Annotated in this window: 21 protein-coding genes and 1 pseudogene; 12 read left to right on the plus strand and 10 right to left on the minus strand. The window is 69.2% G+C overall.

The features are described 5' to 3' along the window. Positions 1-755: 755 nt before the first annotated feature. The 6 genes from AB0I98_RS35270 (at position 756) to AB0I98_RS35295 (ending at position 9,353) form a co-directional block, all read left to right on the plus strand. Positions 756-1,874 (plus strand): PrgI family protein, encoded by a 1,119-nt coding sequence (locus AB0I98_RS35270; protein ID WP_362949055.1) that lies wholly within the window; start codon positions 756-758, stop codon positions 1,872-1,874. Continuing rightward, complete coding sequence (locus tag AB0I98_RS35275) at positions 1,871-3,775, plus strand: DUF87 domain-containing protein (protein WP_362949057.1); 1,905 nt, start codon at positions 1,871-1,873, stop codon at positions 3,773-3,775. Before AB0I98_RS35270 ends, AB0I98_RS35275 begins: the two co-directional genes overlap by 4 nt. 91 nt (positions 3,776-3,866) lie before the next feature. Next, on the plus strand, positions 3,867-4,718 hold the full coding sequence (locus tag AB0I98_RS35280) for a hypothetical protein (RefSeq protein WP_362949058.1): 852 nt from the start codon (positions 3,867-3,869) through the stop codon (positions 4,716-4,718). After that, entirely contained in the window at positions 4,708-7,263 is a 2,556-nt protein-coding gene (locus AB0I98_RS35285) for a DUF87 domain-containing protein (protein ID WP_362949059.1), read from the plus strand. Before AB0I98_RS35280 ends, AB0I98_RS35285 begins: the two co-directional genes overlap by 11 nt. An 89-nt stretch (positions 7,264-7,352) precedes the next feature. Continuing rightward, positions 7,353-8,402: a replication-relaxation family protein gene (locus AB0I98_RS35290; RefSeq protein WP_362949060.1), complete on the plus strand. Its 1,050-nt coding sequence runs from the start codon at positions 7,353-7,355 to the stop codon at positions 8,400-8,402. Between the two features lie 6 nt (positions 8,403-8,408). Further along, complete coding sequence (locus AB0I98_RS35295) at positions 8,409-9,353, plus strand: C40 family peptidase (RefSeq protein ID WP_362949061.1); 945 nt, start codon at positions 8,409-8,411, stop codon at positions 9,351-9,353. Positions 9,354-9,861: 508 nt separating this feature from the next. Here the strand turns inward: AB0I98_RS35295 and AB0I98_RS35300 are convergent. Both AB0I98_RS35300 and AB0I98_RS35305 read right to left on the minus strand, forming a co-directional pair. Further along, positions 9,862-10,605 (minus strand): FCD domain-containing protein, encoded by a 744-nt coding sequence (locus tag AB0I98_RS35300; RefSeq protein ID WP_362949063.1) that lies wholly within the window; start codon positions 10,603-10,605, stop codon positions 9,862-9,864. Further along, positions 10,602-10,952: a hypothetical protein gene (locus AB0I98_RS35305; RefSeq protein WP_362949064.1), complete on the minus strand. Its 351-nt coding sequence runs from the start codon at positions 10,950-10,952 to the stop codon at positions 10,602-10,604. The genes AB0I98_RS35300 and AB0I98_RS35305 overlap by 4 nt, the downstream gene beginning before the upstream one ends. A 109-nt stretch (positions 10,953-11,061) precedes the next feature. On the opposite strand from AB0I98_RS35305, the gene AB0I98_RS35310 reads away from it, so the two are divergent. After that, entirely contained in the window at positions 11,062-12,183 is a 1,122-nt protein-coding gene (locus AB0I98_RS35310; protein ID WP_362949066.1) for an IS630 family transposase, read from the plus strand. Positions 12,184-12,204: 21 nt separating this feature from the next. Here AB0I98_RS35310 and AB0I98_RS35315 read toward each other — a convergent pair whose 3' ends face one another. The 7 genes and pseudogenes from AB0I98_RS35315 to AB0I98_RS35345 all read right to left on the minus strand — a co-directional run. Beyond that, on the minus strand, positions 12,205-12,615 hold the full coding sequence (locus AB0I98_RS35315) for a hypothetical protein (RefSeq protein WP_362949067.1): 411 nt from the start codon (positions 12,613-12,615) through the stop codon (positions 12,205-12,207). Beyond that, positions 12,612-12,782, minus strand: coding sequence for a hypothetical protein (locus AB0I98_RS35320; protein WP_362949069.1), 171 nt, complete (start codon positions 12,780-12,782; stop codon positions 12,612-12,614). Before AB0I98_RS35320 ends, AB0I98_RS35315 begins: the two co-directional genes overlap by 4 nt. A gap of 400 nt (positions 12,783-13,182) precedes the next feature. Continuing rightward, entirely contained in the window at positions 13,183-13,695 is a 513-nt protein-coding gene (locus AB0I98_RS35325; protein WP_362949070.1) for a hypothetical protein, read from the minus strand. Then, positions 13,685-13,924: a hypothetical protein gene (locus AB0I98_RS35330; RefSeq protein ID WP_362949071.1), complete on the minus strand. Its 240-nt coding sequence runs from the start codon at positions 13,922-13,924 to the stop codon at positions 13,685-13,687. The genes AB0I98_RS35325 and AB0I98_RS35330 overlap by 11 nt, the downstream gene beginning before the upstream one ends. A gap of 71 nt (positions 13,925-13,995) precedes the next feature. Continuing rightward, the gene (locus AB0I98_RS35335; protein ID WP_362949073.1) at positions 13,996-14,475 is read right to left on the minus strand and encodes a hypothetical protein; all 480 of its coding nucleotides are present in this window, start codon (positions 14,473-14,475) and stop codon (positions 13,996-13,998) included. A gap of 333 nt (positions 14,476-14,808) precedes the next feature. Beyond that, positions 14,809-15,585 (minus strand): hypothetical protein, encoded by a 777-nt coding sequence (locus AB0I98_RS35340; protein ID WP_362949074.1) that lies wholly within the window; start codon positions 15,583-15,585, stop codon positions 14,809-14,811. Positions 15,586-15,747: 162 nt separating this feature from the next. Next, a pseudogene (locus AB0I98_RS35345) lies at positions 15,748-16,059 on the minus strand (hypothetical protein); the annotation flags it as partial. Positions 16,060-16,324: 265 nt separating this feature from the next. On the opposite strand from AB0I98_RS35345, the gene AB0I98_RS35350 reads away from it, so the two are divergent. From AB0I98_RS35350 to AB0I98_RS35365, 4 genes are all read left to right on the plus strand, one after another. After that, complete coding sequence (locus AB0I98_RS35350) at positions 16,325-16,510, plus strand: hypothetical protein (protein WP_362949076.1); 186 nt, start codon at positions 16,325-16,327, stop codon at positions 16,508-16,510. After that, on the plus strand, positions 16,483-17,082 hold the full coding sequence (locus AB0I98_RS35355; RefSeq protein WP_362949078.1) for a transposase family protein: 600 nt from the start codon (positions 16,483-16,485) through the stop codon (positions 17,080-17,082). Before AB0I98_RS35350 ends, AB0I98_RS35355 begins: the two co-directional genes overlap by 28 nt. Before the next feature lie 102 nt (positions 17,083-17,184). After that, positions 17,185-18,252, plus strand: a complete 1,068-nt coding sequence (locus AB0I98_RS35360; protein WP_362949079.1) for a tyrosine-type recombinase/integrase — start codon at positions 17,185-17,187, stop codon at positions 18,250-18,252. A gap of 9 nt (positions 18,253-18,261) precedes the next feature. Continuing rightward, positions 18,262-18,591, plus strand: coding sequence for a helix-turn-helix transcriptional regulator (locus AB0I98_RS35365; protein ID WP_362949081.1), 330 nt, complete (start codon positions 18,262-18,264; stop codon positions 18,589-18,591). Positions 18,592-20,016: 1,425 nt separating this feature from the next. Here the strand turns inward: AB0I98_RS35365 and AB0I98_RS35370 are convergent. After that, positions 20,017-20,358, minus strand: a complete 342-nt coding sequence (locus tag AB0I98_RS35370; RefSeq protein WP_362949082.1) for a hypothetical protein — start codon at positions 20,356-20,358, stop codon at positions 20,017-20,019. Between AB0I98_RS35370 and AB0I98_RS35375 the strand changes: the two genes are divergently transcribed. Further along, entirely contained in the window at positions 20,353-21,135 is a 783-nt protein-coding gene (locus AB0I98_RS35375) for a hypothetical protein (RefSeq protein ID WP_362949084.1), read from the plus strand. The genes AB0I98_RS35370 and AB0I98_RS35375 overlap by 6 nt on opposite strands. Positions 21,136-21,275 lie beyond the last annotated feature (140 nt).

Genomic DNA, 21,275 nt, shown 5'->3' on the forward strand with positions numbered 1-21,275 from the left:
GGTGCCCGTGGGGGTGTGGGGGGCGGTGCCCCCCCTGGCGCAGCCCCGGGCCACGTAACCGCCGCCCCGGCGGTGCGCGGGGGGGGGGGCGGGCCGGGGGGCGGCGCGCGCGGCGGTGGGCGCCGCACGCCTCCCTCCGCAGGGCCGGGCGGAACATCGCGCTCTCCCCGGCCGTCCTCGGGCGGTGCGGGCCGCCCAAGCGGCAGCGGGGGTCCCTCGTCTGCCGGGCCGGGCAGGCCGGCGGGCGGTCCGCGGCGCCCGCCGCTGTTCCTCCAGCCGCTTCCCATGGTCCCCGAGCGGGACCAGCCGATCGGCCCGGCCGGTGGCCCTCCGCCGATGCCGCAATTCCGGGCTTCCGGGGACCCGCTACCTGACGCGTCCCCTGCCCGGGCGGCCGTGCCGTCGGCACGCCCGACTCGCCCGCCCGGCTTGCCGGTGTTCCGGGCGCCCGGCGGCACCGGACCCACCCCGTCGACCAGCGTGACCGACAGGTCCGCAGTTCCGGCCCGGCCGTCCTTCCAACAGCCCACTCCACAGCCCCACGTCCCGCCCCGGCACACCACCCGGCCGCCCGCACCCGCCACCTTCCGACCGCCGGTGCCAGAGCCCCGAGCCGCCCCCATGCGGCACCCACGCACCAACGCCCCGCCCTCGGCCGTCTTCAGCTCCCCACCACCCACCCGCACCCCGCCTACGAGGCGCACCCCGCCACCCCCGCGCCGTACCGGCGGCAGCCGCTCAGGAGGTGACCCGTCGTGACCCAGCCCGTGCGCATTCCCGCCGACGTCGACCGCGAGGACACCGTCCTGGCCAACCTGACCGCCCGCCAGCTGATGATCCTGGCCGTCACCGGCATCGTGCTGTACGGCCTCTGGTCCCTGACCCGCGCGTTCGTGCCCCTGCCGGTGTTCCTGATGCCCGCCGTGCCCATCGGGGCCACCGCTGCCTTCCTGGCCCTGGGCAGGCGCGACGGGATGGCGCTGGACCGGCTGATGCTCGCCGCGCTGCGCCAGCGCAAGACGCCCCGCCACCAGGTTGCCGCCCCCGAAGGCATCCACCCGGCACCGGCCTGGCTCACCCGGCAGGCCACCGAACCCGAACCGCCGACCGGCGGCGTGAGTCCAGCCGCGCTCCGGTTGCCCGCCGAAGGCGTGAGCGAGACCGGAGTGATCGACCTCGGCAGTGACGGGGTCGCAGTGGTGGCAGTGTGCAGCACCGTCAACTTCGCCCTGCGCACGCCAGCCGAACAGGACTCCCTGGTGACCGCGTTCGGCCGGTACCTGCACTCGCTCACCGCCCCCGTCCAGGTCCTCATCCGTACCGAACGCCTCGATCTGTCTGCGCAGATCAGCGAGTTGCACCAGCGCGCCCCGTCGTTGCCACACCCTGCGCTGGAAGCCGCCGCCCACGAACACGCCGACTACCTCGCGCAACTCGGCCAGAGCAGCGACCTTTTGTGCCGCCAGGTCCTGCTCGTCCTGCGCGAGCCGCTCGGTCCGGGCACGCCCACCGACGCCTTGGACGGCGCCTCGCCGTTGGCCGCTTTCGCCCACCGCAGGAAAGCCCCGTCTGCCGGCAGGGCTGAAGATCACGCTGTCCGGCGTGCCGCCGAAGCCCGCCTGATCCGCCGAATCGGCGAGGCCGTCGAACTCCTGGGACCCATCGGTGTCGTCGTCACCCCGCTGGACGCCGGGCAGGCCACCGCCGTGCTGGCCGCCGCGTGCAATCCCGACAGCCTGCTGCCGCCCACCTCCGCGCTCGCCGGCGCCGACGACGTCATCACCACCGCCCCGACCACGACCGAGGAGGACTGGCCCAGCACGCAAGACGACTCTCTGCCCTGGGACAAGGGGGAAGGCAGGGACACGCTGTGAACCGCTCGCGCACCCACACAGGACACCCGTCTCCCGCGACGCCTGCCCGCGATGCCGGGGCGTTCGCCCCGGACTCCCTGGCCGTCGCGCCCCGGCATCTGGAGGTCGGCGGCGAGTGGGTGGCCTCCTTCACGATCACCGGCTACCCGCGCGAGGTGCATCCCGGGTGGCTGCAGCCCCTGCTGACCTACCCCGGCCGGGTCGACGTCAGCCTGCACATCGAGCCGATCGACCCGGTCACCGCCGCCAACCGGCTCAAACGGCAACTCGCCAAGCTCGAATCCGGCCGCCGCCACACCCAGGATCATGGCCGACTCCTCGACCCGCAGGTGGAGGCGGCCACCGAGGACGCCTACGACCTCTCCGCCCGGGTCGCCCGCGGCGAGGGCAAGCTCTACCGGCTCGGCCTGTACCTGACCGTCCACGCCACCAGCCGCGAGGAGCTGGCCAACGAGGTCGCGGCGGTACGGGCGCTGGCCGCCAGCCTGCTGTTGGATGCCAAACCCACCACCTACCGCAGTCTCCAGGGCTGGGTCACCTGCCTGCCGATGGGCCTCGACCTGGTGACGATGCGCCGCACCTTCGACACCGCTGCGCTGTCCGCCGCATTCCCGTTCACCAGCCCCGACCTGCCCCCGCCCGATCCCACCTCGGTCGCCGCCCCGTCCGGCGTGCTCTACGGCTACAACGTCGGCAGCCAAGGGCTCGTCCACTGGGACCGCTTCGCGCTGGACAACCACAACTCCGTCGTCCTGGGCCGCTCCGGCGCGGGCAAGTCCTACCTGGTCAAGCTGGAGCTGCTGCGCTCGCTCTACCGCGGGATCGAGAACTACGTCATCGATCCCGAGGACGAGTACGCCCGTCTCGCCCGCGCGGTCGGCGGCACCTATGTGCATCTCGGCGCCGAGGACGTCCGGCTCAACCCCTTCGACCTGCCCATCCACACCCGGCCCGACGGACGGCGCACCGCGCCCAAGGACGCTCTGGTCCGGCGTGCCCTGTTTCTGCACACCGTCCTGGCCGTGCTGCTCGGCTCGCCGCTCGCACCGGCGGAGAGGGCGGTGCTGGACCAGGCGATCGCCGCGACGTACCAGCAGGCCGGCATCACCGCGGACACGCGTACCTGGACTAGGGCTGCCCCGCTGCTGGCCGACCTCGCCACCATCCTGCACGCCTCGAAGAACCAGACTGCGAGGGACTTGGCGGCCCGGCTGCACCCCTTCACCAGCGGCGCGTTCTCCGGACTGTTCGCCGGGCCCACCACCACCCGCCCCGACGGCCACCTGGTGGTGTTCTCCCTGCGCGACCTGCCGGACGAACTCAAGCCCATCGGGACCCTGCTGACACTGGACGCCATCTGGCGCCGGGTGTCCAACCCGGCGCTGCGCCGCCCCCGGCTGGTGACCGTGGACGAAGCATGGCTGCTGATGCAGGCCCCGGCCGGGGCACAGTTCCTGTTCCGGATGGCCAAGGCGTCCCGCAAGCACTGGGCCGGGCTGACCGTGGCCACCCAGGACACCGCGGACGTGCTCGGCTCCGACCTGGGCAAGGCGGTCGTAGCCAACGCCGCCACCCAGATCCTGCTGCGCCAGGCCCCGCAGGCCATCGACGAGATCACCCGGACGTTCGATCTGTCCGAGGGCGAGCGGCAGTTCCTGCTGACCGCCGACCGCGGCCAAGGCCTGCTGTCCGCCGGAACACAGCGGGTCGCGTTCGCCGCCGTCGCCTCGCCCACCGAGCACTACCTGGTGACCACAAATCCGGCAGAGCTGGCCGCCTACGCGGACAACGGCGCGGCTGCGGACGCCGAGGGCCCGTTCCTGGATCTCGAAGCGGCCGATTCCCCTGACGACGCCTATGACGCCACTTCCGGCAGCGAGGTCGATCTCGACGCCGGCTGAACGGTCCCCCACCACCCCTTCCGCGACCTGCGAGCCGGTCTCTGCACAGAGACCGTCGTATCTCTCCTGACCTTCTTCTGAGAGGCCATCCATGTCGTCTCACACATCGGCGCCCACTCTCGTTCCCCGGCGGCCCGGGCGGCTACTGACCCAGAACCGTGAAATGCGCGCGATCGGCGTCTGGAACTGGACGCTACCCGCCTGGGCCGGCCGCTTTCCGGACGGGAAAACCTACAACACCTGTCCGTCGGCCGGGATTTGCCGCCACGTCTGCTACGCCCGCTTTGGCACGTACACCTGGCCCACGGTGAAAGCCAAGCACCAGGCCAATCTCCGCTTCGTCCTCGACGACTTGCCCGGCTGGGAACAGGCGATGCTCGCCGAACTCGGCAGGCGGAAATTCCGCGGCACCTGGGTGAGGATTCACGATTCGGGTGACTTCCATTCAGACCCCTACCTGCTGGCGTGGCTTCGGGTTATCCGCAGCCGGCCGGAGACGAATTTCTACGCCTACACCAAGGAAGTCGCCCGGTTCCGGGCTCTGGTGGAGCCTGACCCACCGGCCAATTTCCTGTGGGTCTACAGCTTCGGCGGAACTCAGGACGCGATGCTGGACATCGAGCGTGACCGTGTGGCGGATGTCTTCCCCGATGAGGAGGCCATCGCCGCCGCGGGATGGCATTCGCAGGAGGCCAGCGACCTGTTGGCCGTCCTCGGCCCGCGCCTGGTGGGTATTCCCGCCAACCGCATCCCGCATTTCCTCCACCGGCTGGGCGGCCGCACGTTTCGCTCCTGGCAGGAAGAAGTCGACGCCGAACGCCACGCCCAGCGCCGTCGGCGCGGCGGCCTGCGGCTCGTGCACGGCGACGCCCGGCCCAGGCCATCGGCATCGACCGGATCCGACCAGGTGCCCGCTGCGGAGCGGCACGGCCGTGCCGCCTGACGCCCCGTTCGCGATGTCCTTTCTGGAGAACCCTGCCATGTTCCTCGGCCACCTCCCGCCGTCCCCAGCCCTCCTCGCCGCCCTGGCCAGCCCGGACTCCCCGCTGGTCACCTATCTGCGCGATCCCGGCGGAACCCTGCACGCCGTGCTGTCCCACGTGGCGCAGTGGGGCATCGTCTGGGGGCCCGTCGCGGGCCCCGCACTGGTGCTCGCTGCCGCCGGGCTCGGCTGGGCGCGCTGGTGGTGGCGCCGCCGCTGCCGCCGCATGCTGAACGCCGACGCCCGGATCGTCAGCGTGCTGCCGCCGCCCACCGCCGACCCGGCCGGAGCCGAAGCCCTGTGGGCGAACCTGCTCGGGCTGCTGCGGCCCGCCTGGCGCCGCCGCCTGACCGGCCAGCCCCACCTGGCGTGGGAGTACGCCTTCGACCGCGAAACTATCCACATCCGCCTGTGGGTCCCCGGCGTCGTTACGCCCGGCATGGTCGAGCGCGCGATCGAGGCCGCCTGGCCCGGCGCCCACACCCGCACCGCCCCCGCACCGCCGCCCGCCCTGAACGCCGGGCCGCACGCCGAAACCGCCGGGGGCGAGCTGCGCCTGGCCCGGCCCGAGGCCCTGCCGATCCGCACCGACTTCCCCGCCGACCCGATCCGCGCCCTGCTCGGAGCGCCGGTCGGACTCGGCGCCGGCGAACAGGCGGTGGTCCAGGTCCTGGCCCGGCCCGTCACCGGGCGGCGGATCGCCAAGGCCCGCCGGGCGGCGCGGCGGGCGCGCGCCGGACACCCCGTCCGCCCCATCAGCCGCCTGCTCGACCTGCTCACCCCGGGCTACCGCCCTCCGCGGTCCCGCCGCACCGCCCCGGTACTGGACCGCCAGACGGCTCTGGAGGCGTCCGCCGAGGATAAGGTCATCGTCGCCAAGCAGCGCGGCGCCCCGTATGAGACCCGCATCCGCTACGCGATCACCGCGACCGTGCCCGCCGAGGCGAGTTCCGAGCAGCGCGCCGCGGTCCGCGAGCGGCTGCGCGGCCGGGGCCACGCCATCGCCAGCGCGTTCGCCGCCTTCACCGAGCACAACTACTACCGCCGCGCCAAGCTCCGCCGACCGCGGCTGTACGTCGCCGAACGCCGTCTGGGCCCAGGGGACTTGCTCTCGATCCCGGAACTGGCGGCGGTGGCGCACCTGCCCTGGGACGAAGCCATTCCCGGCCTGCAACGCGCCGGCGCCCGCGCGGTGCCGCCCCCGCCCGGCATCGCTACCACCGGCCCGGCCGTGAGGCCCATCGGGCTGACCGACACCGGCCGCCCCCGCCCCGTTGGGCTGCGGGTGCCGGACGCCCGCCAGCACCTGCACATCCTCGGCGCCACCGGCTCCGGCAAGTCCGAGCTCATGGCGCGGATGATCCTCACCGACGCCGAAGCCGGACGCGGCCTGGTCGTCATCGACCCCAAGGGGGACCTGATCACCGACGTGCTGATGCGGCTGCCCGAAGAGCTCGGGGTCAAGGTGATCCTCTTCGACGCCGACAGCAAAGCCCGCCCGCCCGTCCTCAACCCGCTCGAAGGCACCGACGCGGCCCGCACAGTGGACAACCTGGTGAGCGTCTTCTCCCGCGTCTACGCGAGCAGTTGGGGACCGCGCACCGACGACATCCTGCGTGCCGGGCTGCTGACCCTGCACGCGCAGCCCGGCACTCCGGTCCTCACCGACCTGCCCAAGCTGCTGTCGGTCCCGTCGTTTCGCCAGCGGGCCGTCGACCAGATCGGCGACGACGTCCTGCGGGGCTTCTGGTCCTGGTACGACGCGCTGTCCGGCCCGGCCCGTGCCCAGGTCACCGCGCCGCTGATGAACAAGCTCCGCGGCTTCTTGCTGCGCCCATTCGTCCGCGCCGCCCTCGCCGGCGGACCCTCCACCGTCGATATGGACGCCGTGCTCGACGGCGGCATCTGCCTGGTGCGCATCGCCAAGGACGCCCTGGGCACCGAGACCGCTCATCTGATGGGCTCCATCGTGGTCGCCCGCACCTGGCAGGCCGCCACCCGACGCGCCCGTATCTCCCAGGGCCAGCGCAAGGACGCCGGGCTGTACGTGGACGAGGCACACAACTTCCTCAACCTCCCGTACGCGCTGGAGGACATGCTCGCCGAGGCCCGCGGCTACCGGCTGTCCATGACGCTCGCCCACCAGTACCTGCGCCAGATGCCCAAGGAACTGGAGGAGGGCATCAGCACCAACGCCCGCACCAAGATCTTCTTCAACTCCTCTCCCGAGGACGCCCGCCACCTGGCCCGGCACACCGAACCGCGGCTGACCGCGCACGACCTGTCCAACCTCGACGCCTTCCACGCCGTCGTCCGCCCGGTCCTGCACGGCGCCGAAGCGCCCGCCTTCACCGCCATCACCGAGCAGCTCCCGCCGCCCGTACCAGGCCGGGCCAAGCAGATCCGCGCCGCCGCCCGCCGCAACGCCCACCCCAGGCCAGTCCCGACCCACAAGGGACCCACAGGGCAGACGGCGGACCCCCGACCGGCCCGCGCCAGCGGCTGACTCACCCCGTCAGGCCCCGTGCGGCGGCCAGCCGCGCCGCCGCACGGCCACTCCACCAACCTCTCCCTTCCATTCGGAGGTGTACCGTCTTGATCACCAATCCCACTCCCCAGCGCTCCCTGCGCGGGCACCGGCCCCAACGCATCAGCCAGCGCGACGCCACCATCAGCGGCTACATCGCCCGCCTCGCCACCCGCCTGACCGAGCGCGACCGGTGGCTGGCCCGCATGCTCTACGAGCACCGGGTGCTGACCACCCACCAGATCGTCGAGATGGCCTGGCCGTCGGTGCGGGCCGCCAACATGCGGCTGCTGCGGCTGTACCAGTGGCGCGTGATCGACCGGTTCCAGCCCTTCATCACCTACGGCACCGCCCCCATGCACTACGTCCTCGACCTGGCCGGTGCCGCCCTGCTCGCCCGCGAGGACGGTCTCGACCTGCGCGACCTGGACTACCGGCACGACCGGGCGATCGGCATCGCCTACTCCCTCCACCTGGCCCACACCGTGGGCACCAACGGCTTCTTCAGCGCTCTCACCGCGCGCTCCCGCCGCCCCGACGCCGCCGGCCAACTCGCCGCCTGGTGGTCCGAGACCCGCTGCGCCAAACACTTCGGCGACATCGTCCGCCCCGACGCCTACGGCCTCTGGCACGAACACAGCCCCACACCGACGGCCTTCGAGTGGTTCCTGGAGTTCGACTTCGGCACCGAGCGCCCGGACCGCCTGGGAGGAAAACTCGCCGGTTACGCCAAGCTGGCCACCACCACCGGCATCACCACCCCCGTCCTGTTCTGGGTCCCCACCGCCCGCCGGGAAACCCGCATCCGCCGCGCCCTGTCCGCCGCGCTCACCAGCCTCGACGACCCGTCGCTCGTGCCGGTGGCCACCTCCAGCGCCGACTTCCTCGACGACCAGCACAGCGACCCCGCAGCAGCCCGCTGGCAGCCCCTGGACCCCCGGCAACCCGCACCGCAACGCCTGCGGCTCGCCGAACTCGGCCGCGCCTGGCCGCACCTGCCGCCCCTGGCGGCCTCATCCACCGATCCCGCCCAGGCTGGCGGAGCCGACCTGTCCAGCAGCCTCCAGCCGCCCAGTCCGCTGCCGCCCGACCCATCAGATCGTCGCCCACTGCGGTAAACGGACATGGGAAAGATCGCCGCCGCGGCTCTGGGACTGCTGGTGCTGGTCGCCGTTCTCGGTGGCGCCGGGGCAGGGGGCATGATGTCCGCCTTCGGCAGCAGCGGCACCCAGCCCAGCAGGGCCGCACTCACCGACATCCCGTCCGACTACCTCACCCTGTACATGGACGCCGCCGCCACCTGCCCCGGCCTGGACTGGTCCGTCCTGGCCGGCATCGGCAAGAAGGAATCAGACCATGGCCGCTCGACACTCCCCGGCGTCCCCAGCGGCACTCAAAACGAGGCCGGGGCCCGCGGCCCCATGCAGTTCCTGCTGCCCACCTTCCAAAGCGTTGCCGCCAAACACCCGCTGCCGAAGGGCGGAGCCACTCCGCCCTCGCCGTACAACAAGCAGGACGCGATCTACGCCGCCGCCGCGTACCTGTGCGACTCAGGTGCCCGAGACGGCAAGAACATTCCCCGCGCGATCAAGACCTACAACCACGACAACGTGTACGTCTCACAAGTCCTCGCCCAAGCCCAGGCATACACCAGCGATGAAGGATTCGGCGCCGACACTGCCCCGACCGACGCCGCTCTTCAGGCGATCAACTACGCCCAAGGCCAGCTCGGACTCCCCTACGAATGGGGCGGCAACGGCCCGGGCACCGGTGATGCGGGATTCGACTGCTCCGGCCTCACCAAAGCCGCCTACACAGCCGCCGGAATCACCCTGCCCCGTACCGCCCAAGAGCAATACGACGCCGGGCCCCACGTCCCCGCAGGACAACAGCTCAAGCCGGGAGACCTGGTCTTCTACGGCAGCCCCAACGGTGGCATCCACCACGTCGGCCTCTACGCCGGAGGCGGACAGATGATCGATGCCCCCCGCCCGGGAAAGCCGATCAGGATCGAGCCGTACAGGTACCAGGGAGACGACTACGCGGGTGCCACCAGACCAACGGCCTGAACAATCGGCCACTTGTCGGTTTGCGCCCGTCGCCGGAGGCTCCTGCCTCCGGCTTTCAGACCACCCACAGCCTTGGCGTCCTGTCTCTTCGGCAGGCTACCCCTGGTCGGGGAGCGACACACCGATGTCCGCCCTCGTCCCTCATCCGTGCCGACGACGACAAATGGTCGGACGGCCAGCGGGGCCAACTACCCAGACCTGACCTCGGCGCGTAAGAAGCGACAGATCGGCCGGACAAAACCGCCGACAGATCGTCTGGACAGCTCGCCATATCCGCTGGCCACAGCGCTGCCGACCGACTGGCCAGGCCGGAACCTACACATATGTTTGAGTAAGTGAGCGTTCGATTCCTGGACCGTACGTCGTTCTGCCAGCAGGTATGGGAAGACGCCGCTCAAGAGCAGGAACGACCCTGAACGCGAGCAGGACGGGAAGGCGCCGGGTGGCGCTGCCTCTGAGTGGAACCTCTGGCGCGTTAAAGGGTATGGGGCACGCCACCGGCCCCACGTCAGGGCTTGCGTTGCGTGGGCAATCTGGGGTCTGCCTCGGTGGGGTCGGTGAGCAGTTGACGCATGGCTGCTTCGGCCGCCGAGCCATTGCCGGTGGCGAGGGCGTCGACGATCTGAGCGTGGTGCGCTAGCGAGGCCTTGTTGCCAGGGTTGCAGCCGCTGAACAGGTCGTCGGAGTCCTGGAGAGCGGCTGCCACGATCCTGGAGAGGTGCTCCAGCACGCGGTTGCCAGCCATCTGGATGAGCAGGGCGTGGAATTCCGCATCGGCGCGCGAGAAGGCAATCGCGTCGCCCTGCCCGACTGCGTGCCCCATGCTCGCGACAGCGTCCGCGAGTTGATGCTGTGCCTTGTCGTGTCCGTGTCCGTGTCCGTGGCCGGCGGCGAGGCACGCGACGAGCGGCTCGATCGTCCAGCGCAGCTCGCTCAACTCGCGGCGCTGGACGTTGCGCTGCCGACCGAAGGCCCGCCACTCGATGATGTCCGGGTCGAGAAGGTTCCAGTCACTGACGGGGCGCACACGCGTACCGACGTTCGGGCGGGCGCTGACCAGCCCCTTCGCCTCCAGGACACGGAGGGATTCACGGACGACTGTGCGGGAGACCTCGAATCGCTGCCCGATCTCCTCGGGTACCAGCGGGTGGCCCGCGCCCAGGTCGCCGGAGACGATCATCTGGCCCAGGCGCTGGACGAGTTGACCGTGCAGCCCACGTCCTCTGCGGCTGTTGATGCTGGGGTTGCTCACGCCTTCTCCTCCTCACTCATGGTCGGTCGCCACGTGTAGCTCTCACCGATGTCACGAGCCAGATACGGGACTTCGCCCCGCGCGCCACTGATGTCGATCGTGAGGTACGCGCTGCCCCGGGAAGAGCGCCGTCCGTGCTCCATGTTGCGGTCGCTCTCATACCCGGTCGCGAAGAACTCCGTGACGTCGGACTCGGGACCGCTCGCCTGCATGTCGAGGGCGAACGCTTGGATCTCCCGGTCCAGTTCGGACCTGTCGGGTTCATGGTCGAGCTGTGCGTTCGGGACGCAGGCCTGGAAATCGCGGAAGCAGTGCAAGGGATTGTCGAGGTTCATCGTCACCTGCATGCCATCGTCCTGGGCTCCGTCGCTATTGCTCTGACCGCATAGGTTCGCCGGGTCGGTGGTCGTGGCGGTTGGATGTGAGGTGACGTCCGATCCGACCGCTGGAGGCGCGGTGGCCGAGCCTGTCCGTGTGCGCAGACTGACCGACCAAGAGGGGCAGAAGCTGCAGCAGATCGTGCGCCGGGGCAGCACCAGTACGGTGCGCTATCGGCGCGCGATGATGCTGCTGGCCTCGGCCGGTGGGAACCGCGTGCCGGTGATTGCCCAGCTGGTCCAGGCCGACGAGGACACCGTCCGCGATGTGATCCACCGCTTCAACCAGATCGGCCTGGCCTGTCTGGACCCTCGATGGGCGGGAGGCCGTCCCCGCCAACTCAGCCTTGACGACGAGGACTTCGTCATCCAGACGGCAACCACCCGCCCCACCAAACTCGGCCAGCCCTTCACCCGCTGGTCACTGCGCAAACTCGTCGCCTACCTGCGCAAAATCCACGGCCGGGCGATCCGCATTGGCCGCGAGGCGTTACGCGGCCTGCTCGCCCGCCGCGGTGTCACCTTTCAGCGCACCAAGACATGGAAGGAATCCCCGGACCCCCAGCGCGAGGCGAAGCTGGACCGGATCGAGGAGGTCCTGGACCGCTTCCCGGACCGTGTCTTCGCCTTCGACGAGTTCGGCCCCCTCGGGATCCGACCCACCGGCGGCAGCTGCTGGGCCGCGCAGACCAGGCCCGACCGAGTGCCGGCCACCTACCACCGCACCCACGGAGTGCGGTACTTCCACGGCTGCTACTCGGTCGGCGACGACACCCTGTGGGGCGTCAACCACCGCAGGAAGGGCGCCGTGAACACGCTGGCCGCGCTGAAGTCGATCCGCGCCGCCCGGCCCGATGGTGCACCGATCTACGTGATCCTGGACAACCTGTCCGCCCACAAGGGCTCCGACATCCGCCGCTGGGCCAGGAAACACAAGGTCGAACTGTGCTTCACCCCGACCTACGCCTCCTGGGCCAACCCGATCGAAGCCCACTTCGGACCACTGCGGCAGTTCACCATCGCCAACTCCCACCACCCCAACCACACCGTGCAGACACGGGCATTGCACGCCTACCTCCGGTGGCGAAACGCCAACACCCGTCACCGCGACGTCCTGGCCGCCGAACGCCAGGAACGCGCCCGCATCGGCAGCGAGAAGGGCATCCGCTGGGGCGGACGCCCCCTCGGCGCCGCAGCCTGACACCGCCCAACAGCCAGTGACTCAGAAGCCTCGGAAGACGCCGTCCTCGTCGACGGCGCCGACGAACTCCTCGAAGTCCATGTTCGCGCCGGAGAGGTTGTTCTCAATGCTCCACAGCTGGGCTGCCACAACGCGGACACCACGCCCACGCTCACCCTGCAGGTCCAGCACGAGGAGCGGCCGTTCAGTCGAGGCGAGGGCTACAGAGTCCGCTACGACAAGAAGCGGATGCTGGTACTCCGCGGGAATCAGGTCGAGGGCCTGGGCGGATGTCAAACCCTCGTACCTCCGGTCATCCACGACTGCGACGTTGGCCAGGAAACCGTCTTTGCTGGGCGAGAACAGCGACGCCCGCAGTGCGCTCCACGCACCGTCTGCCGAGAAGTCGGTGCGCACAACGAGGGCTTCCAAAGTGCAGGGGAGCTGATTCATGCGCGGACAGTACCGCCAACCCGGTGGACCAATCCGGTCAGAGCACTATAGAGCAGATCGTCGAACTGCTTTCTACGTTCGGCATCGTCAGAGGGGGTGGCGGTGTCCGACGCCTCGAATCTGCCGTTGCGCTCATATCCCGTGATGAACCAGCGAATTCTCTTCATAGCCGCTCCTTGAATCTCTCCGGAAAAATTTCCCTTCATAGAAATACGGGGTGTGGAACGCCCCGAATACCGATCTCGTGAAGGCGATGTCTCGTCCCCGCACACGGCACCAGTGGTCCGCACTGACACATCGTCGCGGGGGTCCTCGCACCGTTCTTCGTCGTCCGCCGGGTCGGAGCCGCCTTGAGCCGTGGCCATGGCCGGCAGGCGGTGAGGGGACAGCAACAGCACCGTTGCCCATGGCACGCTCATGGTGGTGCGGATGCGAGGTGCGACTCACGACTCGTCGCACGGTCGACCGGTCCGGGCTCTGTGAGGTTCGCCAGCGGAGGGTTGCCCTCGGGTGCTGCGTCCTGCGGCTGGATTATGGCCCGCCGTGGCGGGGAGGGGGCCGAGCGGCTTATGTGCCGTTCGGCTCGGCGCCACCCTGCATCAGGGCGCGCAGCAGGGTCCAGCCGGGCGCTTGCTCACGGGGACGGACGGCAGCTGTGAAGACTTCAGGGTCGGCGAAAATCGGCTCGCCACTGGGTCGGCGAACATACGGCACGAATCCGTAGTCCACGCCGTCGTGGGCGTCGTAGCTCATCCAGGCGATCACTTCACGTTCGCCCTCGCGCAGCGGGTGGTTGGACACCGCCCGTGCCTGGACCGTGTCGTCGGTGTCGACCCAGACCTGCGGGACGGCGAAGACGAAGCGGGAGGTGTGGTTCTCCCGGGCCTTCTCGGCCGCGCGCTGCTCGAACGCCGCGGCGGTGGGCTCATCGCGCAGGTAGTCGTAGTCGGACAGCACGAGAGTACGGTCGCCCTGCAAAGCCACCATGGCCGGGCAGTCCCGCTCGAGGATGGCCCGTTCCAGTCGGCCGGCAACATCGAGCACCAGGCTCTCGGTGTCCGGGTTCACGTCAGTGGTCACTTCCCTGCGGCGGGTTATCCCGGAGCTTGAAGTCGTGGTAAACGCCCATGATCTCCACGGAGACGCGGTCGCCCAGGTGGGCCAGACGCAGCAGCGTGCGGCTGGTGTGGCTGTTCTCGCGACGTGCTACGCGGCTCGGCCTTTCAAGCACTTCCGTCCCGTCCAGCGCTTCTAGCTCTTCGGCCAGTTCTTTCACTGTGGCACGGGCTTGAGCCAAATCGATCTTCACTGTCCCTACCTCCAGGCTCCCCCCCGGCAGTCTCCCGCATCCGGGACGCCTACGGAGCCCGTGGCTGTAGATCAGTTGCCGCCCCGCTCGATGCTGGCCTCGACGTAGTCCGACAATTGGTGGACGAGGAGATTGGCTGCCTGAACGGCCTCCCGCAGGACAGCGACAGCGGCCTCTATCCCCGCCCGGTGGAGATCCGGTTCTCCCAGCACCGCCATCGCCTCGCTCAGTGTCGCAACCTTCAGCGGACTGGGGACCGCGATGTCCAGCAGCCAGCAGTTAGTGCCCTCGTCCCCATCATCCACAAATTCAAAGGTGATGGTCATCTCCTCCGGCTTGCCGACCACACCGGCGGCCTGAGCGGCCTCGACCAGGAGGGACACTCCGTCCTCCTCGCCCGGTTGCCGGGGGTCCCAGGCCATCCCGATCGGTTGGGAGTCAGCGCTGCGCACCGAGACCTCGCCGCCAAAGCTCGCATCTACTTCGTAAGCAACGACGAGTTGGGTCAGCCAGGCATGGGCCGCTTCCTCATGCAGGACGAATGGGTCCACAAGCGCTCTCCTTCCTGTGGCGAGGCAATGGGGTGATGGGTCTGGCTCTCTCGGTGCCCAAAGCCGGGCAAATGCGCAAAGGCGACGGGTCACAGCACCTGTATGGCTCGCTCCCGGGCAGGGAGGGCCGGGAGCGGGCGCGACCGGCAGCGGGGAATGCAGACGAAGCCGCCGCCGGAGTCTTGATCAGCGGACGCACAGGCCCGGTGCAGGCCAGTTGGAGGTCGCACGCAAATGGGAGCACTCTCGCCACGTCCGCCTCGCCGCCGGGACGGTGGAACACCTGCAGCAGTCCACCCCGCCCGGGCATTCGAGGTAGGTGTTCGGCCGCCCTCAGTGCAGTCCGGCGGTCTTGAGGACCCGCTCGGCCATGTCCAGGGCAACGCCCGAGTCGTCCCATCCGGGGTCCTGCGTGCTCACCAGCAAGGCCAGATCGACGAGTTGCCGGTCCAGGCCGGTGGGCGTCAGGCGTACGCACAGGCCGGAGTCGTAGGCGAGGTAGAAGATCCAGCCGTCCCTGGTGAAGCGGGCGCCGTCGCGCTCGGCGTCGGCCACCCCGGTCAGCAAGAGGCGGGGAACAGCCGGCTCCGGGATCCGATACCACGCGGTCCCGCCGACGGAGAGGTCCACGTGGTAGGTACCCGACCCGGCGGCCAGGACATGAGCGTCGACCGGCTCGCCGGGGAGGACGCCCATAGGGGTGCCGCTCCAGGTCACCGGGTACCGCCAGCCGTCGCGATGCCACACTGTGGCCCCGTTGGGCCGGTGCTCCCCGACCGCGGTCGCCCCGGCCAGCAGCGCGTTGGCTTCCTCCGGCGCAACGTGCCGGGGCTCGGCGTCGGCGTCGAACGGGAAGATGTAGGTGAAGCAATCACTCCCGTCGCCGTCGTGCAACCAAGTGATCTTGTTGCCCTCGATGCGGTAGAGGCCTTTCCTCGGCCACTCGGTGCGTCCGGTGTTCGGAAAGCCCTCGATGGCGTACTGGATGGCCTTCGGCCCGATGGACGTGATGGTCCGTGGACCGGACAGATGGGGGTGCGTGTGGTTGACGCACTGGAATGCCGTGCAAGTCTGGGCACGGCGCTTGAACTCGGCAAGGCTGAATGGCACGTCCTTTCCTCCGTTTCTGGACGTGAAAAAGCGCCTCCCGACCGGCGATCCGCTGAAGAAGATTTGCGGAGGCGTGCGGTGCTAGAAGGCGCAGCCGTTGGCCTCTCCGGGGCTGGCGCGTCAATTCCCCGCGGTATTCAACTCAGGGAAGCTGACCGGACGTCACTGAGCCTGTGGATCGTTCCGGGTGCGTCGTCGTAGCCCGCCAGAGAGTGGGTCGCCGACCGATTCCGGGGAGACGATGTCTCCTGATTCGGTGTTGGTGCAGTAGGCGTCGAACACCTCGGCCGCGGTAAGGGGCTGGAGTCCGTCTCCGCGCAGTCGCCAGCCGTAGACGCGGTCGCTCGTGCCGGGGGCGCTGGTGCGCATCACGAGGCCTCCGGCGCTGTGCGTCGCGATGGCGAGGGCGAGGACCGTGGTGAATTCCAGCGCTTCGGTCTCGTCGAGTCGTGTGTCGCCCTCTGTATTGTCGTCTGGCTGTGTCACTTTCGAGGGGAGTCATTTCGAGGTGACTTGGGGAGTCGTTTCGCAGCAGCAGGCAAGATCAATGTCAGTGACTTTTGGGCTCTGGCACAGATCTTGGGGAGCGGTCGCGGAGCGTCACTGCGGCGTTCGATTGCAAGAGCCCGGATTCGCGCGAGACCGCGTGCGCCTTTCCGTCTTGCAGCAAGGAGTGACGCTCTGTCAGGTCTGTGCTTGACCTCTCCGGTGACCGCAACGAGCGGTGACGGTGCTGGTCATGCAGGCCGACGCAATGTTCTGGGACTCGCTCGTGTTCGACGGAATCGATGGCGTGGAGGTCGAAGCAGTGACCGCCGCCTTCGGCACGGTCGACGTCACGGCCAGAAGCCGGGCAGCCGGGCAGCATGTCCGGACTGCGGCCGCTCCTCGGACCGAGTGCACGACTCCTACCAGCGCAGACTGAAGGATCTGCCGCTCGCTGAACAGAGCGTCGTGATCCATCTGACGGTCCGGCGTTTCATCTGCAGCACGGACGACTGCCCGCGTCGTACGTTCGCCGAGCCGTTCACTCAGTTGACCGCCCCGTACGCGCGCTTCACCACGCGGCTGGGACGCGTCCTGGAGCGTGTCGGGCTCGCACTCGCCGGACGGGCCGGCGCCCGACTGACTGCCCAGCTGGGTTTCCACGTGGGACGGATGACCCTGCTGCGCAAGGTCATGGCGTTACCTGACCCGCAGCTCAGCACGCCGCGTGTGCTGGGTGTGGACGACTTCGCCACCCGCCGCGGGCAGTCCTACTCCACCGTCCTGACCTGCGGAGAGACCCATCGCGTGGTGGACGTGCTTCCGACGCGCGACTCCGGGCCGCTGGCCGCGTGGCTGGCCACCCATCCAGGTGTGGAGATCATCTGCCGGGACCGGGCGGGTGCCTATGCCAACCCCGGGGAATTGCATCTGAAGCGTGATCCCGCACGGCGCGACCTGCTGATCTGCGTCCTTCCCTTCCTTGTCGTCTTCTTCAACTCGGGTGACTGACCAGCATCTTTGCTTCATAGCTTGCATGTGATGCATGATTCGCGCACCCAGAGGAAGGGGTGCAACGTGGCTCGTTCGGGGTCGGATGACCCGCTTGGCCGGATGATCCTGGTCGACGGCGTCGCCCTCCTTCAGCCTGAGGACGCGGTGTTCGACGCGATGCTGGAAGGGTGGCGGCGGCAGCAGCGGGGCGGCAGGCGGCTGCAGCCGAAGACGATCGGCGACCGGCTGTCAGTGGTACGCCGGTTCATGGAGTATGCCAACGAGTACCCGTGGACGTGGTCGGCGGGTGACCTCGACGACTGGATGACCGAACTGATTGCTGCGGGTGACCGGGCCGAGTCGACTATCCGCAACTACCAGGGCTCAATCCGGCAGTTCTGCGACTACATCACCTCGCCGTACTACCAGTGGCCGGAGATTTGCGAGGAACGCTTCGGCACGCATCCGGTCCAGATCTGCCACGAGTGGAACACCGTCGCCCACCTCACCGAGTACGAGGGCAGCCCTGACCGGCGGCCGATGACCCGTGAGGAATGCCAGGCCATGTTCGACTACGCAGACGACCAGGTGGAACGGGCGATCCGGCTGGGCCGCAAGGGGGCGATGGCGGCCTACCGCGACGCCACGGTGTTCAAGACCATCTACGGCTGGGGCCTGCGGGCGACCGAAGCATCCCGTCTGGACACGACCGACTTCTACAAGAACCCGAAGGCTCCTGAGCTGGGCAAGTTCGGTGCCCTGCACGTCCGTTACGGCAAGCGGACCAAGGGCTCCCCGCCCCGTCGCCGCACGGTGCTCAGCCTGATGCCCTGGGCGGTTGAGTCTGTGGAGGACTACCTCCTCAACCTCCGCCCCCGATACCGCGCGAGCGACCGGCCAGCCCTCTGGCTGACCGAGCGGGGCGGCCGGCTCCAGCCCCGGGAGATCGAGGACCGGTTTGCCGAATACCGAAACGCCCTGGGCATGGACGAGGATCTGACTCCGCACTGCCTCAGGCATTCGTATGTGACCCACAACATCGAGGACGGAGCCGACCCGAAGTTCATCCAGGAACAGGTCGGACATCTCTATGCCTCCACGACCGCCATCTACACCGGGGTCAGCGGGGACTTCATGAACACGATGATGCGGAAGGTCCTGGACCGTGCACTCACCGCTGACCAGTAGGGATACGACATGACGGCAAAGCTGGACTACCGCTGGCACCTGCGCAAGGTCATGGCTACCCGCGGCATGTTCTCCACCACCGACCTACGGCCACTGCTGGCCGAGCGGGGCATCGACTTGTCCCCCAGCCAGACTTACCGGCTCGTGGTGGAGAGGCCCGAGCGGCTGAGCTTGAAGACGCTCATGGCCCTGCTCGACATCCTCGGCTGCTCAATGGAGGAGCTGATCGAGCCGGTCGCCGTCGCCGCCCAGCGCCGCAAGGCGGCTGGCGGCGCCTCCGAAACCCACAGCGGACTCGGCGGCCTCCGGCCTACGCGGGCCCGCATCGTGAAGGAGTAGGCCGGCGTGTACCAGGAGTACGACCAGCCTCCCCGGTTCCTCACCGAGCCGAACGCGTTGATTGCCGAGGTAGTGCTGGCTATCGAACCCGAACTCTCCCTGGCCGTGGTCGCCGAGGCCATCGCCTCGACGGCCAAGATGAGGTCCCATCACCGCAAGCTCGCCGAGGCCCTCAGCCGGGACCCCGAACTGCTGACGTCCGGCCGTCCCGAGGGACCCGTCACTATCCAGAAACTCGTACGGGCCCTGCAGGCGGTCGGCGCCACACGGGTCGTGCTGCCCCGATGCGCCCACTGCGGTAAACAGCACCGCCTGCCCAACCTCGACGGCAACCAACGGATCTGCGCCTACTGCCAAATGAAGCAAGCCGCGGCTGCGAACCCGTGCATCATCTGCGGCCGGACCGCGCACGTCGCCAGCCACGACCACCTCGGCCGACCACGCTGTGCCCTTCACCCCGACACCGGCAGCAAGGACCCCGTCGATGTCGTCTGCGACCATGCCGTCGCAGTTGACCCCGGCCTCGCCCGGTATGAGGTAGCCGCCGCGGTCCGGGCAACCTGTCAGATGCCTGCCCACCAGCGGCAGCTGGCCTTGGCCCTGGAGGACAACCCCCGCCTGCTGACCGGCGAGGGTGCCCACGGGCCGCACAAGCTCATCCTCCTGATCGAAGATCTCCTGGCCCGCGGCGCCCGGAACATCGTGCTGCCGCCCTGCCCGTTCTGCGGCACCGACCGCAAGCTCCGCCACGTCCTGGACGGCCAGCGGGCCTGCCGGTCCTGTTACGAAAAGTTCCGCCTCATGCCCTGCTCGCGCTGCGGGCGAACCAAGCCGGTCGCTACCAGAACGGTCGATGACCAGCCGCTGTGTCACCCCTGCACGCGAGCCGACCCGGTCAACCACGAGCCGTGCACCAGCTGCGGACGGACCGTCAACGTCGTTCGCCGCGACGGTGACCAGCGGCTCTGCGGACGATGCTTCCGACCACCGACAGCCGTCTGCGCGGACTGCGGCCGGACCCGGCCCTGCTACTTCGCGCAGAGCGAGGCGCCCCGCTGCGAGGCATGTTCCAACCGGCTGCGGCCGCCCCAGACATGCTCGCGCTGCGGCAACGAGCGGTCTGTGAGAGCTCGGCTTCCCGACGGCGGTCCTCTGTGTCACAGCTGCATTCGGGTTCCAGTGCCCTGCCACAACTGCGGCAGGGCCAAGCCGCTCACCGGACGTGGCCCGAACGGGGAAGCGCTCTGCCGGGTCTGCTACGACAAGCACCCCATCGCCAGACGCAACTGTGTCCAATGTGGTGTCCTCGAACGGCTCTATCATCACGGGCTTTGCAACTCGTGCGCTCTCGACCGGCAGTTGACCGGCCTGCTCGGTGGGCCCGACGGCATCGTCCGGCCGGACCTGGAACCGGTGTTCCAATGCTTACACCGGGGCGATCCCCTCTCTCTTCTCTACTGGCTTCGTGAACCCGTTCCGCGGCGTTTGCTGGCTGCTCTCGCCGCCGAGAAGGGGTCCGTGACGCACGACCTCCTCGACGGCCTTGGGCACCCGGTGAAAGCGGTCCGTCACTTGCGGGCGGCTCTGGCTGCCGTCGGTGTTCTTCCGGCTCGCGACGAGCGCCTCGCCGAACTTGAGGGCTGGCTGCCCCGGGCCGTCGCCCGAATAGAGGATCCCCGGGAGCGCCAGGTCGTTCGCGGCTTCGCTACCTGGCACCACTTGCGGCGGCTCCGGCGAGATGCCGAAAAACGGCCCGTCACCGTGCACCAGGCGGTGGTCGTCCGCCGTGAGGTCAAGGCCGCAATCCAGCTGGTCGCATGGCTCCGGGCCCGCAGCATGAGCCTGGCCACATGCACCCAGCACGACATCGACGACTGGCTGGCCACCGACATCTGGGTCCGCTACCTCGCCCGAACCTTCCTGGTCTGGTCTGTACGGAACCGCCACGCTCACCGCGTCCTGATCCCGATCCCGTCGAAGGACGCTTCGATGGTCATCATCGAGCAAGATCAACGATGGGCCCACGTCCGCCGACTCGTGAAGGGAGACGGGGTCGACACCACCACCCGCGTCGCAGGACTTCTTCTCTTGCTGTTCGCCCAGCCTCTGAGCCGGACCTCCCGGATCCGGCTCGCCCAGGTCACCCGCACGGAGGGCGGGGTTGCGCTCACGCTCGGGTCCCACCCGACCGACCTGCCGCCCCCGCTGGACTCCCTCGTGCTGGAACTGGTCCAGCAGCGGCACGGCTACTCGACCCTCGGACGCAGTGGCGATCACCCCTGGCTCTTCCCGGGCAAGGCCGGCGGACAGCCGATCAGCAGCCGACAGCTCATGCGCAAGCTCACGGCCCTGGGCATCAAGGCACGGCCCGCCCGCAACACCACGCTGATGGATCTCTCTGCTGATCTCCCCGCCGTCGTCCTCAGCCGCCTGCTCGGACTGCACATCAACCGGGCCGAGAAGTGGACCAAGGAGGCTGGCTCCGTACGAGCTGACTATGCCGCTGAGCTCTCCCGCCGCAAGGCATGCGGTAAATCCCAATAGTTGATCTTAAGGGTCTTAACGAACGGCGAACCACGTGACGTGTAGCTCAGCGTGATGTTGGCCCTGTGGGCTCGCCGCCGTTCGGCTCCGCGCCGGCGACCTGTGCGTGCTCCCAGACGGTGAGTGCGGGTGGTGCCCCT

It is taken from the genome of Streptomyces sp. NPDC050211 (assembly GCF_040656035.1).
Classification (GTDB): Bacteria; Actinomycetota; Actinomycetes; order Streptomycetales; family Streptomycetaceae; genus Streptomyces.